This window comes from Streptomyces lavendulae subsp. lavendulae, from assembly GCF_002803845.1.
Classification (GTDB): Bacteria; Actinomycetota; Actinomycetes; order Streptomycetales; family Streptomycetaceae; genus Streptomyces; species Streptomyces lavendulae.
In genome coordinates this window covers 2,617,324-2,635,477 of sequence record NZ_CP024985.1, presented here as the reverse complement: position 1 = coordinate 2,635,477, position 18,154 = coordinate 2,617,324, and the positions used below count along the sequence as shown (strand labels likewise).

General features: G+C 74.2%; 13 protein-coding genes. 5 read left to right on the top strand and 8 right to left on the bottom strand.

The features are described from left to right. Window positions 1-130: 130 nt before the first annotated feature. The 4 genes from SLAV_RS10885 to SLAV_RS10870 all read right to left on the bottom strand — a co-directional run bounded on the left by SLAV_RS10885 (window position 131) and on the right by SLAV_RS10870 (window position 3,502). Window positions 131-1,009 (bottom strand): amino acid ABC transporter permease, encoded by an 879-nt coding sequence (locus SLAV_RS10885; protein WP_037688914.1) that lies wholly within the window; start codon window positions 1,007-1,009, stop codon window positions 131-133. Continuing rightward, window positions 1,006-1,680 carry an amino acid ABC transporter permease gene (locus SLAV_RS10880; protein ID WP_100660863.1) on the bottom strand — a complete coding sequence of 225 codons (675 nt, stop codon included), beginning with the start codon at window positions 1,678-1,680 and terminating at the stop codon, window positions 1,006-1,008. The genes SLAV_RS10885 and SLAV_RS10880 overlap by 4 nt, the downstream gene beginning before the upstream one ends. Before the next feature lie 84 nt (window positions 1,681-1,764). Continuing rightward, a complete protein-coding gene (locus SLAV_RS10875) occupies window positions 1,765-2,619 on the bottom strand; it encodes a glutamate ABC transporter substrate-binding protein (protein ID WP_030240129.1) in 855 nt (284 codons plus the stop codon). 97 nt (window positions 2,620-2,716) lie between these two features. Continuing rightward, a complete protein-coding gene (locus SLAV_RS10870) occupies window positions 2,717-3,502 on the bottom strand; it encodes an amino acid ABC transporter ATP-binding protein (RefSeq protein WP_100660862.1) in 786 nt (261 codons plus the stop codon). A gap of 267 nt (window positions 3,503-3,769) precedes the next feature. Between SLAV_RS10870 and SLAV_RS10865 the strand changes: the two genes are divergently transcribed. Both SLAV_RS10865 and SLAV_RS10860 read left to right on the top strand, forming a co-directional pair. Next, window positions 3,770-4,492 carry a response regulator transcription factor gene (locus SLAV_RS10865; protein WP_030240126.1) on the top strand — a complete coding sequence of 241 codons (723 nt, stop codon included), beginning with the start codon at window positions 3,770-3,772 and terminating at the stop codon, window positions 4,490-4,492. Between the two features lie 9 nt (window positions 4,493-4,501). Next, window positions 4,502-5,914 carry a sensor histidine kinase gene (locus tag SLAV_RS10860; protein WP_030240124.1) on the top strand — a complete coding sequence of 471 codons (1,413 nt, stop codon included), beginning with the start codon at window positions 4,502-4,504 and terminating at the stop codon, window positions 5,912-5,914. Here the strand turns inward: SLAV_RS10860 and SLAV_RS10855 are convergent. After that, the gene (locus tag SLAV_RS10855) at window positions 5,911-8,052 is read right to left on the bottom strand and encodes an endo-beta-N-acetylglucosaminidase (RefSeq protein WP_078950681.1); all 2,142 of its coding nucleotides are present in this window, start codon (window positions 8,050-8,052) and stop codon (window positions 5,911-5,913) included. The two genes, SLAV_RS10860 and SLAV_RS10855, sit on opposite strands and share 4 nt — an antisense overlap. 126 nt (window positions 8,053-8,178) lie before the next feature. Then, complete coding sequence (locus SLAV_RS10850) at window positions 8,179-9,468, bottom strand: glycoside hydrolase 5 family protein (protein WP_030240119.1); 1,290 nt, start codon at window positions 9,466-9,468, stop codon at window positions 8,179-8,181. A 234-nt stretch (window positions 9,469-9,702) separates the two neighbouring features. Here SLAV_RS10850 and SLAV_RS10845 point away from each other — a divergent pair, with 234 nt between their 5' ends. Genes SLAV_RS10845 through SLAV_RS10835 form a run of 3 tightly spaced genes read left to right on the top strand, consistent with a single transcriptional unit; the run spans window position 9,703 to window position 16,088 of the window. Next, window positions 9,703-13,980, top strand: coding sequence for a glycoside hydrolase family 38 N-terminal domain-containing protein (locus tag SLAV_RS10845; RefSeq protein ID WP_051841458.1), 4,278 nt, complete (start codon window positions 9,703-9,705; stop codon window positions 13,978-13,980). Window positions 13,981-13,987: 7 nt separating this feature from the next. After that, entirely contained in the window at window positions 13,988-15,058 is a 1,071-nt protein-coding gene (locus SLAV_RS10840) for a LacI family DNA-binding transcriptional regulator (RefSeq protein ID WP_030240110.1), read from the top strand. Window positions 15,059-15,086: 28 nt separating this feature from the next. Next, on the top strand, window positions 15,087-16,088 hold the full coding sequence (locus SLAV_RS10835; RefSeq protein ID WP_394298637.1) for an ROK family protein: 1,002 nt from the start codon (window positions 15,087-15,089) through the stop codon (window positions 16,086-16,088). Here SLAV_RS10835 and SLAV_RS10830 read toward each other — a convergent pair. After that, complete coding sequence (locus tag SLAV_RS10830) at window positions 16,078-17,073, bottom strand: TAXI family TRAP transporter solute-binding subunit (RefSeq protein WP_100660861.1); 996 nt, start codon at window positions 17,071-17,073, stop codon at window positions 16,078-16,080. The two genes, SLAV_RS10835 and SLAV_RS10830, sit on opposite strands and share 11 nt — an antisense overlap. Window positions 17,074-17,200: 127 nt before the next feature. Further along, window positions 17,201-18,154: a LysR family transcriptional regulator gene (locus tag SLAV_RS10825; RefSeq protein WP_051841456.1), complete on the bottom strand. Its 954-nt coding sequence runs from the start codon at window positions 18,152-18,154 to the stop codon at window positions 17,201-17,203.

Sequence of the window (18,154 nt, the reverse complement as noted above, 5' to 3'; positions counted from 1 at the left end):
ATGTGATCACAGAACGTATGCAACCCACTGGAGGTGCCTGCGTCAAGTGACACCCGTCCGGACGAAGCAGTGTGGTGCGGCGGAAGGCTCCGCCGCACCACACAGATTACGTCTTGTCGCTGACCCGGCGTCAGACCGCCTGGCCGGTGGCCATGTCGCTGACCTCACCGGCGCCGACCACGGCGCCGGTGCTCTTGGTGGACTTGCGCAGCCGCCCCTCCAGCCAGGAGGCGAAGCTGGTGAGCGCGAAGTTCACCGCGATGAAGATCAGGGCGATGACCACGAGGGTGGCGATGGTGTTGCTGTAGTTCGCCGAGACCTGCCGGTTCGCCGCGAGCAGTTCGGTGAGGCCGAGCAGCGTGCCGCCGAGCGCGGTGTCCTTGAGGATCACCACGAGCTGGCTGACCAGGGCGGGCAGCATCGCGGTGACCGCCTGCGGGAGCAGGACGTAGACCATGGTCTGGCCCTTGCGCATGCCGATCGCCTTGGCGGCGTCGGTCTGGCCGCGGGGCAGGGAGAGCACGCCCGCCCGGAGGATCTCGGCGATTACCGACGCGTTGTACAGGACCAGGCCGGCCACGACCGCGTACAGCGGCCGGGAGTCGGAGGGCACCTCGGTGAACTGGACGAAGAAGGCCGAACCGAAGAGCATCAGCATCAGCACCGGGATGGCGCGGAAGAACTCGACGACCGTGCCGACCGGGATGCGCACCCAGGCGTGGTCCGAGAGCCGGCCGATGCCCAGCAGGGCGCCCAGGGGCAGGGCTATGACCATGGAGATGGCCGCGGCCTTCAGGGTCACCAGCAGGCCGGGGATCAGGTAGGTGGTCCAGATCCGGCCGTCGGTGACGAAGGGGGTCCACTTGTCGGCGTCGAGCTGGTGCTTGTCCGCCATGGCCGACAGGACCCACCAGGCGAGGAGGCCGAGCAGGACCAGGAAGACCCCGGTGTAGATCCGGTTGCGGGCTTTGGCCTTGGGGCCCGGGACGTCGTACAGCACGGAGCTCATCGCTTCACCGCCACTCGCTTGGCCACCCAGCCCAGCAGCAGCCCGGTGGGCAGGGTCAGCAGACAGAAGCCGAGGGCGAAGATCCCGAAGACGGCGAAGAGCGCGTCCGCCTCGTTCTCGACCATTTCCTTCATCAGCAGGGCCGCTTCGGCCACGCCGATGGCCGCCGCCACCGTGGTGTTCTTGGTGAGCGCGATCAGTACGTTGGCGAGCGGGGCGACGACCGCCCGCCAGGCCTGGGGGAGCACGATCAGGGTGAGCACCTGCGTGAAGCTCAGCCCCAGCGCGCGGGCGGCCTCGGCCTGGCCGACGGGCACCGTGTTGATGCCCGAGCGCAGCGCCTCGCAGACGAAGGTGCCGGTGTAGGCGATCAGTCCGAGGACCGCGAGCCGGAAGCCGGTCTCCTTGAAGGTGCCGCCGCCCAGCGTGACGCCCATGGTCTGGTTCAGCCCCAGTGAGCAGCCGATGATCAGCAGGGTCAGCGGCGTGTTGCGGACCAGGTTGACGTAAGCGGTGCCGAAGCCCCGCAGCAGCGGGACCGGGCTGACCCGCATCCCGGCCAGGACGGTGCCCCAGATCAGGGAGCCCACCGCCGAGTAGAGGGTGAGCTGAACCGTCACCCAGAAGGCTCCGAGCAGGTCGTACTGCCCGGAATCAAGAAAGTCGAACACGTTGCCCTGCGCTCTCCCCAGAGTGGCCGGTGGGGCGCGCCGCCGCCCGCGGATGGGCGGGCGGCGGCGCGCCCCACCGGGAAATCAGCTGCCTTCGGTGATCTGCGGGGCAGGCTCGTTCTTGTAGTTGGCCGGGCCGAGGTTCTTCTTCACGGCCGCCTCCCAGGAGCCGTCCGAGACCATCTTCCGGAGCGCGGCGTTGATCTTGGTCTGGAGCTCCTTGTCGCCCTTCTTCAGACCGATGCCGTAGTTCTCGTTGCTCATCTTCAGACCGACGAGCTTGAACTTGCCCTTGTTCTTCTCCTGCGCGGCGTAGCCGGCCAGGATCGAGTCGTCCGTGGTCAGCGCGTCAACGGCCTTGTTCTCCAGGCCGGTCAGGCACTCGGAGTAGCCCGGGAGCTGCTGCAGGTCGGCTTCGGGGGCCAGGTCCTTCTTGACGTTCTGCGCCGAGGTGGAGCCGGTGACGGAGCAGAGCTTCTTCTTGTTGAGGTCCTCGACCTTGGTGATGCTGCTGTCGTCGGCGCGGACCAGCAGGTCCTGGTGGGCCAGGAAGTACGGGCCGGCGAAGTCGACCTTCGCCTTGCGCTTGTCGTTGATCGAGTACGTGGCGGCGATGAACTTGACGTCGCCGTTGGAGATCAGGTTCTCGCGCTCGGCGCTGACGGCCTGCTTCCACTCGATCTGGTCCGGCTGGTAGCCCAGCTCCTTGGCCACGTACGTGGCCACGTCCACGTCGAAGCCCTCGTACTTGCCGTCGGGGGTCTTCAGGCCCAGGCCCGGCTGGTCGAACTTGATGCCGATGACGATCTTGTCCGACTTGGCGCCGCCCGACGAGCCCGCGTCGGAGGCCGAGTCCTTCGAGCCGCCACCGCAGGCGGTCGCGGTCAGGGCGAGAACGACGGCCGTGGCGACGGCCGCGCCGGCCTTGAGAACCTTCATGGTGAACTTCCCTCGGATGAGACGTTGTTGGACGACGAGCGGGGCACGTCGTGGCGACGGCGTGCGCCGTCGACCGGATCACTACCAGACGCGGGCGTCAGTGGTGCAGGATCTTCGACAGGAAGTCCTTGGCGCGGTCGCTGCGCGGGTTGCTGAAGAACTGCTCGGGCGTGGCCTGTTCGACGATCTTTCCGTCGGCCATGAAGACGACCCGGTTGGCGGCGGAGCGGGCGAAGCCCATCTCGTGCGTGACGACGACCATCGTCATGCCCTCGGCCGCGAGCTGCTGCATGACCTCCAGCACCTCGTTGATCATCTCCGGGTCGAGCGCCGAGGTGGGCTCGTCGAAGAGCATCACCTTCGGCTCCATCGCGAGCGCCCTGGCGATCGCGACGCGCTGCTGCTGGCCTCCGGACAGCTGGGCCGGGTACTTGTCGGCCTGCGAACCGACGCCCACCCGGTCCAGCAGCGACTTCGCCCGCTCCAGGGCGGCCGCCTGGTCCGTCTTGCGGACCTTGAGCTGACCCAGCATCACGTTCTGCAGCACCGTCTTGTGCGCGAACAGGTTGAACGACTGGAAGACCATGCCCACGTCGGCGCGCAGCCGGGCCAGTTCCTTGCCCTCGGCCGGCAGCGGCTTCCCGTCGAGCGTGATGCTCCCCGAGTCGATCGTCTCCAGCCGGTTGATCGTCCGGCACAGCGTGGACTTGCCCGATCCTGAAGGACCGATCACCACGACGACCTCACCGCGGGCAATGCTCAGATCGATGTCCTGAAGCACGTGCAGCGCGCCGAAGTGCTTGTTGACGTTGCTCAGTACGACCAGGCCGTCCGCGGCACCCGCCGCGTCCTGAACGTCCTTGGTCACTGATACTCCGCTCATCGGCTTCTTGCTCCGTCCTCCGTCGGTTGGGAGGACAGTAGTGACGGGGTGAGCACAGCGTCATCACATCTGAGGGAGAATTGAGCATAACGATCCGGCCTCGCGCCGATACGCTCCGTACGTGACGCCCGCCCCGGCAGGCTCCGCCCGTACCGGGTGGATAACAGAAGACCCGCCGGACCGGAACCCCCTTGACGTAGGACTCTTCATGGGCGTGGATGCAGGGTGCCCGTGTACACATCCAGGAATCGAGGAAAGGGGGACGCCATGAGACTGCTGCTCGTCGAGGACGATGACCACGTCGCCGCCGCCCTGTCCGCGATCCTCGCCCGGCACGGCTTCCAGGTGGTCCACGCCCGCAACGGCGAGGAGGCCCTGCAGGCGCTGCTGCCCGCCGGTGCCCCGTCCGGCGCCTCTGCCTACGGGGTGATCCTGCTCGACCTCGGCCTGCCCGACCAGGACGGCTACGAGGTCTGCGGCAAGATCCGCAAGCGCACCGCCACGCCGGTGATCATGGTCACCGCGCGGGCCGACGTGCGTTCGCGCATCCACGGCCTGAACATGGGCGCAGACGACTACGTGGTCAAGCCCTACGACACCGGCGAGCTGCTGGCTCGCATCCACGCCGTCGCCCGGCGCACCGGGGCCTCCGAGGAGTCCGCCGCCACCGGCGGCGCCACCGGCGCTCCGGCGCTGGTGCGGCTCGGCCCGGTCGCCATCGAGCTCCCGACCCGCCGGGTCAGCGTGAACGGCGCCGACGTGCCGCTCACCCGCAAGGAGTTCGACCTGCTGGCCCTGCTCGCGCAGCGGCCCGGCGTGGTCTTCCGCCGGGAACAGATCATCAGCGAGGTGTGGCGCACCAGTTGGGAAGGGACCGGCCGCACCCTTGAGGTGCACGTCGCCTCGCTGCGCTCCAAGCTGGGGATGCCCGCGCTCATCGAGACCGTCCGCGGGGTGGGCTACCGGCTCGTCACCCCGGCCGCGCCCTAGGGTTCCCGCGTGCGCGCCCGGCTGCTCCCGCTCCTCGTCATCCTCATGGCGGGGGTGCTGATCGCGCTCGGCTTCCCCCTCGCCGTCAGCCTGGCCGCCGCCCAGCAGCAGAAGGTGGTCGTCGACCGGATCGACGACAGCGCCCGCTTCGCCGCCCTCGCCCAGTTCGTCATCGACGCCGAGGGCTCCGGTTCCACCGGGGCCGACGAGCGCCGCGACACCCTCCAGCTGGAACTGGCCCGATACCACGAGCTGTACGGGATCCGCGTCGGGATCTTCTACCGCGACGACAACGCGATGGTCCGCGCCCCCGGCTGGTGGCAGCTCCCCGAGTCCGGGGAGGGCCGCCGGGCCTTCGAGGAGGCGCTCGCCGGGCGCCGCAGCCACGACCCCGGACAGGTGTGGCCCTGGCAGACCAACGGCAAGCTCCTCGTGGTCTCCCCGGTCGTGCTCGACGGGGACGTCGTCGCCGTCGTCGCCACCGAATCACCCACCGAACAGATGCGCGGACGGATCCTGCGCGGCTGGCTGGTCATCGCCGCAGGCCTCGCCGCCGCCATGCTGCTCGCGTTCGGCGCGGCCCTGCGCCTGACCGGCTGGGTCCTCAAGCCCGTGCGGACCCTGGACGCGGCCGCGCACGGCATCGCCACCGGCCGGATGAACTCCCGCGTCGCGGCCTCCGGCGGCCCCCCGGAACTCCGCCGCCTGGCCCGTTCGTTCAACGAGATGGCCGACAACGTCGAAGAGGTACTGGAGCAGCAGCGGGCGTTCGTCGCGGACGCCTCCCACCAGCTGCGCAACCCGCTCGCCGCGCTGCTCCTGCGGATCGAGCTGCTCGCCCTCGAACTGCCCGAGGGGAACGAGGAGATCGCCTCCGTGCGCACCGAGGGCAAGCGCCTCGCCCAGGTCCTGGACGACCTGCTGGACCTGGCGCTGGCCGAGCACGCCTCCGCCGAGATCAGCCTCACCGACATCGGCGCCCTCACCGCCGAACGGGTAGCCGCCTGGCGGCCGTACGCCGAGGAGAAGGGCGTACGGCTCACCGAGACGGGCCGGACCGCCGTCACCGGCTGGGCCGACCCCATCGCGCTCTCCAGCGCCCTCGACGCCGTCATCGACAACGCCCTGAAGTTCACGCCGGAGGGCGAGGAGGTGCAGGTGTCCGTCGCGGTGGAGGGGCGCAGTGCGCTCGTCGTCGTCGCCGACCGGGGGCCCGGCCTGACCGAGGAGGAGCTGCTGCGCGTCGGCGACCGCTTCTGGCGCAGCGGCCGCCACCAGAACGTCAAGGGGTCCGGGCTCGGGCTCTCCATCTCCCGCGCCCTGCTCGCCTCGGGCGGCGGGACCCTCTCCTACGCGAAGAACCCGCCGCACGGGCTGCGCGTCACCGTGGCCGTCCCGCGCACCGAGCCCCACACCGGCTAGCCGGCCCGCCAGGGCAGGGTGGTGCGGGCCGGCGCGGAGGCGGCGTACGTCTCGTCGACGGCCCTCAGCTCGAAGGCGGCCGCCCGCTCCCCGCCCGCGCGGATCACGGAGGGGAGGTGGAGGGCGGTCCCGCAGGTGCCGGCCAGGAAGCGGCGGGTGCCGTCCGGCAGCAGGCGGTGCAGCTCGTAGTGCCGGACCGGGCCGGGTGCCCGCTCCCAGGAGAGGCGGAGCTCGGCTTCGGCGCCCCGCCGGGCCGAGGCGTCGACCTTCAGGTGGGCGGGAGCGGCCGGGGGCCGAGGGCGGGCGGTGTCGCGTAGCGTCAGGGCGCCGAGCCGCCAGGACACCGCCCCCTTCCCGGGCACGGTGATCCGTACGGCCAGGGCGTACGCGGTCCTCCCGGCCAGCGGCGCGAGGGCCACGCGGGAGGTCCGCCACCCCGGGCCGCCGCCCGGCTCCGCCGCCGCCAGCCAGGTGTACGGCACGGGCTCGCCGGGGCCGGCCGCCTCCCGGGTCGCGACACCGAGCTCCACGGACGCCCCGCCGGAGTGGACCAGCTCCGCGACCGCCCCGGGGGTCAGCGCCAGCCGGGTGCCGTGCAGGCCGATCGACGCGGGGGCGGTGAGGTTCCCGGCGACGAGCAGGCTGGAGCCGCCGCGCCAGGCGTCCGCGAAGTCCAGGGTCACCGAGGGGCGCTCCCCGGCGGTGTCCACCACCCAGCGGCGGCCCGGGAGCCGGTCCTGGAGCCCGAGGTGGTTCCAGGGCGTGTCGGAGGTGACCGCGCCCCCCTCGTACCAGCGCAGTCCGTGCCCGGTGTTGAACGAGCAGCCGAAGGGCAGGGCGGCGACCGTGGACCGGTCCGCCACCGCCGTGGCCGGGGCCCGCCAGCCGGACGGGGGCTCGGGCGCGGGACGGGCCGGATCCAGGGACTCGCCCGTCCAGAACCGGTCGTCGGCCCGGTGGAAGGCGCCCGGCGAGCGGTCGGTGAGGTGGTTGCGGGTCCACTCGGGCCGGTAGAGGCCGAGGCTGACGACGTGATCGCGGTCGCGCGGGAGGATCGCGTCCCAGTCGACGGGGGTGTCCCAGCCGCGGGACTCCGTGTCCACGGCCGCCCACAGCTCGTGGCGGGAGCGACCGAGGCGTTCGGCGAGCGCGGCCGACTCCGCCAGGCTCCGCGCGGTCCAGCGGAAGTCGACGAACAGCGAGTCGGCGACCTTCCCCGACCGGTCCTCGAAGAACTCCTGGTTGAGCGCGTTCAGGGCGCCCTGCCAGCCGACCCGGCCGGTGCTGTTCATGGCGTCGTACCAGGTGATCCGCAGCCCGTGCGGGGCTCCGGCGGCCCGCAGGGCGTGCAGGAACTCCCGGGTCCGGGTGGCGAGCGCGCTGTCCCCGCCGTCGGTCTCGGCGTTGACGAACCAGCCGTCGAAGCCGTACGCGCGGGCCACCTCGACCAGCCGCTCCGCCAGCGGGAAGCGGCCCAGGGGGTCCCGCCGGACCAGGTCGCGGGTCCACCGCAGGTCCCCGCCGTAGGCGACGGGCGGCAGGAAGACGTTCCCGAGGACCGGGACCCCGTTGCGGTGGGCGGCGTCGACCACGGGCGCGTTCGGGGCGAGGACGACGCCCTCGCCGGCGGAGCCGCCCCAGAAGACCAGCTCGTCGAGGTAGGCCCAGTGGCTCAGGGCGTAGTGGTCGGCGGTCGCCGAACCCTGGGAGGGGTTGCCCGCGGTGGGGCCGAAGGAGACCAGCGCGGAGATCCGGGCCCGCCCGGCGCGGGCGGTGCGGTTCGCCGGCACCGGGGCGAACCGCGGGGCCAGCGGCACGGACGCGGTGTTGTGGGCCAGGTCCGGGTCGGATTCCGGGGACCAGCCGGCGAGGGAGCGCCACACGATGCCGGGGCCCGGGGTGCCGGAGGGGAGCGAGTCGGGGAACCAGTAGGAGGCGTAGGGGGCGAGGCCGGCCGGGGCAGCGCCGGGGTCCGGGGCCGGGGCGGCGGAGGCGGGCCGGGGCAGGACGGCCGCCCCCGCCCCGGCCGCGCCCGCGGCCAGGACCGCGCGCCGGGAGGGCCGGGCGGCGGGCACCGCCGCCGCGGGGGGCGCGGTGGCGGGGGTACGGGGATCGGCGCCGTTGCAGGTCTCGGACATGCGGGCTCCTGACGAAGGGGGGAAGGGGGGCGGATCACGTCACGAGGGGGAGGGGAGGTCGGATCACGTCACGAGGGGGAGGGGAGGTCGGATCACGTCACGAGGGGGAAGGGAGGCCGGGTCGCGTCAGGACGGGGAAGGGGGTCGGATCACGTCGTGCACGCGCAGCACCTCGGTGATGCCGCGCCCCGCCAGCCGGGCCGGGTCCCCGGCGTGCTCCTCCAGGACCACCGCGGGGCGCACCCCCCGCGCCGCCAGCACCGCCCAGGCCTCGAAGAACGCACCGCCCGGGGCGCAGGCCGCCCGCCCGGGAGCCGCCCCGTCCGTCGCGGTCCCGCCCGCGTCCAGGGCGAGCGCGGTGGACCGTACGGCCGGGCGGTGCTCCCGGCCCCGCCAGTCCCCGGCGATCCGGGCCACGGCGGCGCCCACGGGCTTGGTGCGGCGGTCGTTGGTGAGCAGCCCGAGGCCGTACTCCAGCTCCGGGAAGTCCGCGAGCTCACGGGACACGTCGTGCGAGCACCACCAGGTGACGCCCCACAGGTCCGGGCAGTCCAGCGCGGCGGCCACGGTGGCCTCGGCGAACCGCACCGCGTGGTCGGGCGGGATCAGCGGCGCGGGCGCTCCGACCTCCTGGAGCCACACCGGGCGGCGCGGGTCCGAGGCCCAGGCCTTGGACAGCTCGATCAGGTACGCGGCGTGGTGCTCGGTGGCCGCCCCGGTCCGGCCGTGGCGCTGCGCGGTGCCGTTGAACACCCACGAGTGCACGGCGGTGGCCCCGCCGAGCCGGGCCGCCTGGGCGGGGGTGAAGGGGTGGCCGCCCCGGTACCAGGCGGCGTCGTACTCGGCGTGCAGGTGCAGCCGCCCCGGCGCGCCCCGCTCGCAGGCGGCGAGCATCCGCTCCAGCCAGCGGGCGGCCTGCGCGGGGGTGATGCGGTCGGGGTCGGGGTGGGGGGCGTCGGAGAACTGGTTGATCTCGTTGCCGATGGTCATGCCCAGGAAGTTCGGCCGGTCAGCGAGGGCGGCGGCCAGGGTGTGCAGGTACTCCTCCTGCCCGGCCACCACCTCCGGGTCGGTGAAGATGCCGCGCCGGTGCCAGGTCCCGGTCCAGGCGGGCAGGAAGTCGAAGCTGGACAGGTGCCCCTGGAGTCCGTCCACGTTGACGTCGAGGCCGCGTTCGGCGGCCGCGTCGGCGAGTGCCACGAGCTGTTCGACGGCACGCGGCCGGATCAGGGTCCGGTTCGGCTGGAACACCGGCCACAGGGGGAACACCCGGATGTGGTCCAGGCCGAGCGCGGCGATGGAGTCGAGGTCGGCCCCGACCTCGTCGAGGTCGAAGTCCAGCCAATGGTGGAACCAGCCCCGGGTCGGGGTGTAATTCGCGCCGAAACGCAGGGTTCGGGGGGCCGCCTGGTGCATGAAAGGTCCTGGAGTTCAGGGGAATTCACCGGATGCGCATAAGCTGCCGCGCCCCGCCCGGGAAGTCAACAGGGCCTTTTTCGCCGCCATTCGGATCGCCGTGCACGCGGTGTTGCCCAAGCGTGTTGCTTAAGCGCTTCAGTCCCGTTGACAGAAGGGCGGTGGGTGAGGAACCTGAGTGCGCTAATGCGGTTTAGTTGATTTGTCTTCGGTCGCGCGATGGAGTGTGCCCAAATGGACAGCGGTATTTCGGTCACTTCCGTGACCACCCCGGCCCTTTTCGTCGGCACGTCCGCATCTCCCGTACAGGCGGTACGGATCCGCGTCCGCAGGCGGCGACCCGTCGGCCCGCTCCACGTCGGCGTCCACGGCCCCGGCCTGCACACCCCGCACCCCCGCCTGCTGCGCGCCGACACCGCCGAGGAGTGCGCCGACGGCGCCGCGGGGGCCGCCGTCGAGGTCGGCGTCCACACCGCCGGCGCACCTCCCGGCAGCCGGATCCCGGCCACCGCCCGCGTGGCCACCCCCGACGGACGGCCCCTGGCCGAGCTGCCGTTCACCCTCACCGTCGCCGAACCCGGCTGGACCGTACGGCTCGTCCCGCACTTCCACTACGACCCCCTGTGGTGGAACACCCAGGCCGCCTACACCGCCCTGTGGGACGCTCCGCCCGCACCCGGCGCGCCCCGGCCCGCCTGGGAGTACGCCGGAGTCCCCGCCTTCACCCTCGTCCCGCTCCACCTCCAACAGGCCCGCGACGACCCCGCGTACCGCTTCGTCCTCTCCGAGACCGACTACCTCAAGCCGTACTGGGACGCCCACCCCGAGGACCGCGCCGAACTGCGCGCCCTGATCGCCGAGGGCCGCCTGGAGATCGTCGGAGGCACCTACAACGAGCCCTCCACCACCCTCACCTCCGCCGAGAGCACCGTCCGCAGCGCCGTCCACGGCCTGGCCCTGCACCGGGACACCCTCGGCGCCGACCCGCGCACCGCCTGGCAGCTCGACGTGTTCGGCCACGACCCCTCCTTCCCCGCCCTGATGGCCGGCTGCGGACTCGACTCCGCGGTCCTCGCCCGCGGCCCCCACCACCAGTGGGGCCCGATGATGGACGCCTGGGGCGAGGCGCCGCGCCCGCCAGCCGCCATGCAACTGCCCGCCGAGTACGAGTGGATCGCGCCCGGCGGCGAGGGCCTGCTGCTGCACTACCTGCCCGCGCACTACTCCGCCGGCTGGCCCTCGCACCGGGCGCCGGACGCCGAAGCCGCCGCCGAACGGCTGCTGGAGCTCTACGAACTGCTGCGCCCCGCCGCCGCCACGAAGAACGTCCTGATCCCGATGGGCACCGACTTCTCCTGGCCGCACCGCTGGGGCCTGGACGTCCAGCACGCGTGGAACCGCCGCTACCGCTGGCCGCGCATGGAACACTCCGGCCCGCGCGCCCACTTCGACGCCGTCCGGGCCGAACTTGCCGCACGCGGGGAGCGGCCGCTGCCCGTGACCCGGGAGATGGGCCCCGTCTACACCGGCAAGGACGTCAGTTACGCCGATGTGAAACAGGCCCACCGCGCCGCCGAGAACCTCCTGGAGCAGGCCGAGTCCTTCGCCGCCCTCGCCTGCGCCGAGGGGCTGCTGACCCACCCCGGCCACACCCTCGCCAAGGCGTGGCGGCACCTTCTGCACGCCGCCCACCACGACGCCGTCACCGGGACCTTCTCCGACCAGGTCTACCTCGACCTCCTGCCCACCTGGCGGGAGGCCCACGAACTGGCCGACGCCGTACGGGAGGAGGCGCTGGCCGCGCTGACCGCCGCCGCCGACACCCGAGGCCCCGGCCCGCTCGCCGTGACCGTGCACAACCCCCTGTCGTGGACCCGGACCGATCTGGTGCGGACCCGGCTGGACCTGGCCGCCGTGGGCCTGACCGGGGACGGGGCCGCCCGCCTGGCCGTGCTCGACTCCTCGGGACGCGCCGCCGCCGTCCACCTGGAGGCCGTGCGGGACGGGGAGGCGCACGTGGTCTTCCTCGCCGCGGACGTGCCCCCGCTGGGCCACCGCACCTGGTGGCTGGCGGCCTCCCCGGAGCCGCTCTCCGGCGGGTGGGAACCCGCGGCCGGGACCGCGGTCGAGAACGGCCTCTTCCGCGCCGAGGCGGATCCGGAGCGCGGCGGCGGCCTGACCCGGCTGCTCCACCGGCCCACCGGGCAGGAGGTCCTCACCCCCGGCGAGGTGGACGAACTGGTCGTGCAGGAGGAGTACGCGCAGCACCCGTACTTCGGCGAGGGGCCCTGGCACCTGCTGCCCAGGGGGCCCGGCACCGGATCGGGCGGCGCGCCCGCGCGCTCCTGCCGGGCGCAGCGCGGGCCGCTGGGCTCGCGGATCGTCTCCGAGGGGCGGACCGGCCCCGTCCGCTGGACCCGGGTGACCACCCTGTGGGACGGCCTGGACCGCGTCGAGCTGACCACCCGCGTCGGCTTCGAGGGCAGCGACACGCTGCTGCGGCTGCGGATCCCCGCCGACGTGCCCGGAGCGCTGCCGGTCGCGGAGACCGCCGCCGCGGCCGTCGGACGCGGCTTCGCCTTCCCGGAGGCGGACGCCGGGGCCGACCACACCCGGGCGCCCTGGACCCTGGACGGCGCCTGCCTGAACTGGTTCGCCCTCTCGGCGCCCCTCACCGGGCCGGGGGACGGCGACGCCGCCGGCGGTGCCGGCCGGGCGTTGGGGGCCTGCGAGATCGTGCTGCCGGAGGGCGCGGCCCCGCCCGGCCTGCGGCAGCTCGTCACCGCCCTGGGCCGCCTCGGGGTCACCGCCACCCCGACCCGGCCCGGCGGCCCGCGCTGGGGCGACCTGGCGGTGGACAGCAGCCTGCCGGACTTCCGCATCGCGCTCGGCGGCCCCGGGCGGAACCCCTTCACGGCGACGGTGCTGGCCTCGGCCGGTCCCGCGTACGGGCGCAGGCTACGGGAACACGCGCGGGCCTGGATCCCCGCCCGGGCCCCGCTGCGGGAGCTGTGGGTGCCCGGCTGCGACCTGACCGGCCCGCGCGACCTGCCGGTGCTCGTGCACACCGGGCCGCCGGAGCGGCTGGCCGAGGACCTGGCCGCATCGGGCCGCCTGGCCGCACCGCCGCCCACCGGACCCGAAGGCCCACCCGAAGGCCCGCCCGAAGACCCGCCCGGAGCGGCCGTACGGCCCCCGACCGTGGCCGGCGCGCGCGAAGTGCCTTACGCGGGACGGACGGTCGGGGTCCTCGTACGCGGGACGCCCAGCTTCGCCATCGACACCCGGGGCCGCCTCCACAGCACCCTGCTGCGCTCCTGCACCGGCCGCCCCAGCGGGGAGTGGATGGATCCGCCCCGCCGCACCGCCCCCGACGGCAGCTCCTTCCAGCTCCAGCACTGGACCCACGTCTTCGAACACGCCCTGGTCGCCGGCCGCGGAGACTGGCGGGAGACCGATCTGCCGCGCCGCGGCAGGGAGTTCAACAAGCCGCTGACCGCCGTGACCGCCGCCCCCGGCCCCGGACCGCGTCCGCCCGCCCGCTCCCTCCTCGCCGTGGAACCGGCCGACCGGATCCTCGTGGAGGCGGTGAAGCGGGCCGAGGGCGGCGCGGACCTCGCCGTCCGGCTGCGCGAGACCCACGGCCGCCCGGCCTTCCCGGTCGTGGCCCGGTCTTCGGCCCCCGCGAACGGCGGCGCCGTCGAGGCCGACCTCCTGGACCGGCCGCTGGGCCCCTTCGGCGGCCGCGTCGACGGCGCCGCCACGACCACCCTGCTGCTCCCCACCGGCTCCGGGATGCCCGCGCGCACCGGCGAACGCGAGCCGGTCCAGCCGGTGTTCAGCCGCTACTGGCTGCACAACACCGGAACGGCCCCGCTCGGCGACGCCCCCTGGACGGTGACCTGCCGGGGAACCCCCGCCGCGGCCACCGTCACCGTGGCGGCGCACGGAGCCGCCGCGGGCCCCGTCACCCTGGAGGTCCGCGCCCCCGACGGCTGGCGCCCCTCCTGGACCCGCCGCACCCTGGAACTCCCGCCCGGCGGCCACGCCCGGATCCCCCTCACGGTGCGGCCCGCCCCCGGCGCGGCCCCGGGGGAGCACCTGGTCCGGGTCATCGCCGCCACCCCGGAGGGGGAGTTCGAGGACGTCCTCACCGCCACCGTCCCCGGCGGCCCGGTTCCCGCCCGGCTCTGGGTCCGGGTCATCGGGCCACCCGCGGTCACCGTGGCCCCGGGCGCGCGGGTCCGCGTACGGGTCCGGGTCGGCAGCACCGGGATCCGCAGCACCCTCACCGGCACCGCGTACCTCGCCTCCCCGTACGGCACCTGGCAGCTCGCCGGGCCCGCCGCGCAGCCCGTGCGCGTCCGGCCGGACCGGCCCGCCGAGCCCGCGTTCGAGATCGCCCCGCCCCTCACCGCCGGCCCGGGGAGGTACTGGCTGGCGGTGAAAGCGGCCTGTCAGGGCAGGATCGCGTACGGTCCGCCCATCGCAGTCCACGTCACCGAGGGATGAGGCAGGCATGGCCCGCAGACCCACCATCAAGGACATCGCCCGCCGGGCCGGGGTGTCCGAGAGCGCCGTCTCCTTCGCGCTCAACGGCCGCCCCGGGGTGTCCGAGCAGACCCGGGCCCGGATCCGGCGGGTCACCGAGGAGCTCGGCTGGCAGCCCAACAGCGCGGCCCGCGCCCTCTCCGGCGAGCGCTCCGGAGCCGTCGGCCTGGTCCTGGCCCGTCCCGCGCACACCCTCGGCGTCGAATCCTTCTTCCTCCAACTGGTCTCCGGCATCCAGGAGGTGCTCTCCGCCGAACGGATCGCACTGCTCTTCCAGGTGGTCGAGGACATCGAAGCGGAATGCGCCGTCCACCGCCGCTGGTGGGCCGAACGCCGCGTGGACGGGGTCCTCGTGGTCGACCCGCGCACGAACGACCCGCGCCCCGAACTCCTCGCCGGACTCGGCCTGCCCGCCGTCCTGATCGGCGGCTACGGCGGTGAAGGTGACGGCGAGGGAGGGGACGGCGGGGGAGGGGAAGGGCCGTCCGTGTCGCGGGTCTGGGCCGACGACACCCGCGCCATGACCGAGGTCCTGGACCACCTCCACGGGCTCGGCCACCGCCGCATCGTCCACATCGCGGGCCTGCCCGGCCTGGCCCACACCGCCCGCCGCGTCGCCGCACTGCGCGCCGAGGCCGAACGGCTCGGACTCCCCGCGGGGCAGGTGCGTTCCGTGCCCACCGACTACTCCGACACCGAGGGCGCCGCCGCCACCCGCCGGGTCCTCGCCGAACCGGAACCGCCCACCGCCCTCGTCTACGACAACGACGTGATGGCGGTGGCCGGCAGCGCCGTCGCCGCCGAGCTGGGCATCCCCGTCCCCGGCGGGCTCTCGATCGTGGCCTGGGACGACTCCGCCCTGTGCCGGGTCACCCACCCCCGGCTGACCGCCCTGGTCCGCGACACCGCAGGCTTCGGCCGGCTCGCCGCCGAGGAACTCCTGGCCGTCCTCGCCGGTGGTCCGCCCCGCGCCCGCGAGAGCGAGCTGCCCCGGCTCGAACCCCGCGAGAGTACGTCCCCGCCACCGGCCGCATACTGAAATCCGACCCTTCTCAGGAGCGCCCACCGTGACCAGCCCCATCTCAGCCTTCCCCGCGCCCCGTACCGTCGCCGCGGTCACCGGACCGACCGTGGCGATCGACATCGGCGGCACGAAGATCGCCGGGGCGCTGGTCCACCCCGACGGCACCATGACCGCCGTCACCCGCCGCCCGACCCCGCGCGCCGCCGACGCCGAAACGGTCATGGCGGCCGTCGGCGAGGTCGTCGCGGACCTGTCCGGAGCCCCGATGTGGGAGCAGGCCGTACGCTGCGGCATCGGCAGCGCGGGCCCGGTGGACACGTCCCGGGGCACGGTGAGCCCGGTCAACATCGGCGCCTGGCGCGGTTTCCCCGTCCAGGACCGGGTCGCCGCCGCCCTGCGGGCGCGGGGCGCCCGGATCCCGGTGGTCCTGGCCGGCGACGGCGTGGCGATGACGGCCGCGGAACACTGGCTGGGCGCGGCCCGGGGCCACGCGAACGCCCTGTGCATGGTGGTCTCCACCGGTGTCGGCGGCGGCCTGATCCTCAACAACCAACTCCACACCGGCCCCACCGGCAATGCCGGTCACATCGGCCACATCAGCGTCGCCTTCGACGGGGAGCCGTGCGCCTGCGGAGGCCGCGGCTGCGTCGAATCCCTGGCCTCGGGCACCGCCATCGCCCGCTGGGCCCGGGACCAGGGCTGGACCGGCCCCGACCCGACGGCGGCCGGAGTGGCCGCCTCCGCCCAGGCCGGCGACCCGGTGGCCCTGGCCGCCTTCGACCGGGCCGGCCGCGCCCTGGCCGCCGCCATCGCCGCCACCGCGACCCTGGTCGAGACCGACATCGCCGTCATCGGGGGCGGGGTCGCCGCGAGCGGGGACACCCTCTTCGAACCGGTCCGGCGCCACCTGGCCTCGTACGCGACCCTGTCCTTCGTACGGGACCTGCGGGTCGTCCCGGCCGCGCTGGGCACCCACGCCGGTCTGATCGGCGCGGCCGCCGCCGCGATGCTGCTGCTGCCCGGCGGCGGTGCCGCTACGGCTTGACCGAGCGGTAGTAGCGCCGGGCCCCCTCGTGCAGGTCGAGCGGGTCCGTGTAGATCGCCGTCCGCAGGTCCACCAGCTGCGCCGCGTGCACCTCGTGCCCGATCCGGTCGCGGCTGAGGATCACCGTGCGGGTGAACTGCTCCGTCAGGGCCTCACTCGTGTCCTCGCGGGTCACCAGCAGGTTCGGCACCGCCAGGGTGGCCACCGACGAGGTGTTGCGGGCCCGCGCGTACGCGTCCTGCGGCATCACGGCGGGGCGGTAGTAGCGGGCGGGGCTCCCGCTGGCCTGGAGCCGCTCCACCAGGTCGCCCAGCTGCACCAGCCGGATGTCGAAACGCTCCGACAGCTCGCGCACCGCGTTCGTCGGCAGCCCGCCCGACCAGAAGAAGGCGTCGATCCGGCCCGCCTCCAGCTCCGCGGGCATGGTGTCGATGCCTATCGCGACCGGCGTGATGTCCTTGGTCGGGTCCAGCTTCGCCGCCGTCAGCAGCCGTTCCGAGATCAGCCGGACCCCCGAACCGTCCTGGCCGACCGCGACCCGCTTGCCGCGCAGGTCCCGGGCCGACTGCACGGGGGAGCTGGCGGGCACCACCAGCTGCACGTAGTCGTCGTAGAGCCGGGCGACCCCGCGCAGCCGCGACGCGCCCGGCTTGCCGTCCAGCCGGTACTTGGACACCGCGTCCGCCGTCGCCACCGTGAAGTCGGCCTCCCCGTCGGCCACCCGCTGGAGGTTCTGCTGCGACCCCTCACTGGTCCGCAGCCGGACCTTGACCCCGGGCAGGTCGCTCGCGAGCGCCTGCTCCAGCAGCTGGCCGTAGAGGTGGTAGACGCCGGTACGGACTCCCGTGCTGAAGGTGAGGTCCCCCTTCAGCTCCTGCTTCCCGAAGGGGTTCAGCCACCAGAGCAGCGCCGCGAGCACACCGACCACGGCGACCAGGCCCTGGAGGGCGCGGCGCCGGGAGATACGGGGAGGTACGCGGAACATGCGGGCGATCCTGCCACCCGCCCGCCGTCCTGTCACGGGCCGCCCGCCCCACCCCCGCCCCACCCCCACCCCACACCGCCGTGCTCGGTACCGCCGGCGCCCGGAGCGCGGGACCGACCCGCCGCCCTCACCCGTCCCCGCCGGCCGGGCTGCCCGTGGGGTCCGGGTGGTCCGTGGCCGGGACGGCGGCGCGCAGGAGCGTCAGGAGGCTGCGGGCCGCCGGGCCCGACGGGCCGTCGGTGCGCCAGGCCAGGGCCACCCGCCCGCTCAGCTCCGGGTCGGTGATCCGCAGCGCGCGAAGCCCCGGACCGGCGCCCGACTCGGCGCCCGCCGGGATCACCGCCACCCCCAGACCCCGCGCGGCCAGTCGCGCCAGCACCGCCGGAGCGGCCGCCTCGAAGTCGACCCGGGGCGTGAACCCGGCCGCCGCGCAGGCCCGCTCCAGCACTCCCCGCAGCCCCGTGCCACGCGGCAGGCCGATCAGCGCCCGCCCGCGCAGCGCCCCGAGCGGGATCCCGCCGTCCACCGCCGCGCGGACCAGGGGATCGTCGGCCCGTACCGCCGCCACCAGGGGTTCGTCGAGCAGCAGCTGCCAGGAGATCCCGGTCGGCGGCTCCCCGCCCAGCCCCACCACCGCCAGGTCCAGCGTCCCGCCCCGCAGGGCCGCCAGCATCCGCTCGGAGGTGTCCTCGGCCAGGGAGATCTCCACCTGGGGGTGCGCGTCGTGGAAGTCCCCGAGCAGCGCGACCACGTCGAACGCCCCCACCGAGACGCCCGCCGCCCCCGGGATCAGCCCGAGCGCCACCCGCCCCCGCAGCAGCCCGGAGAAGGCGTCGGCCGTCCGCCGGATCCCCTCCACCGCCGCCAGCGCGGCCCGCGCGTAGCCGAGTACCGCCTCGCCCGCCTCCGTAGGCGTGACCCGCCGGCCGGACCGGTCGAGCAGCCGCTGCCCGAGCTCCCGCTCCAGCTGTGCGACCTGCGCGCTCACCCCCGGCTGGGACACGTGCAGCCGCGCCCCCGCCCGGGTGAACCCGCCCTCCTCCACCACCGCGACGAAATAACGCAGCTGCGCCAGTTCCAT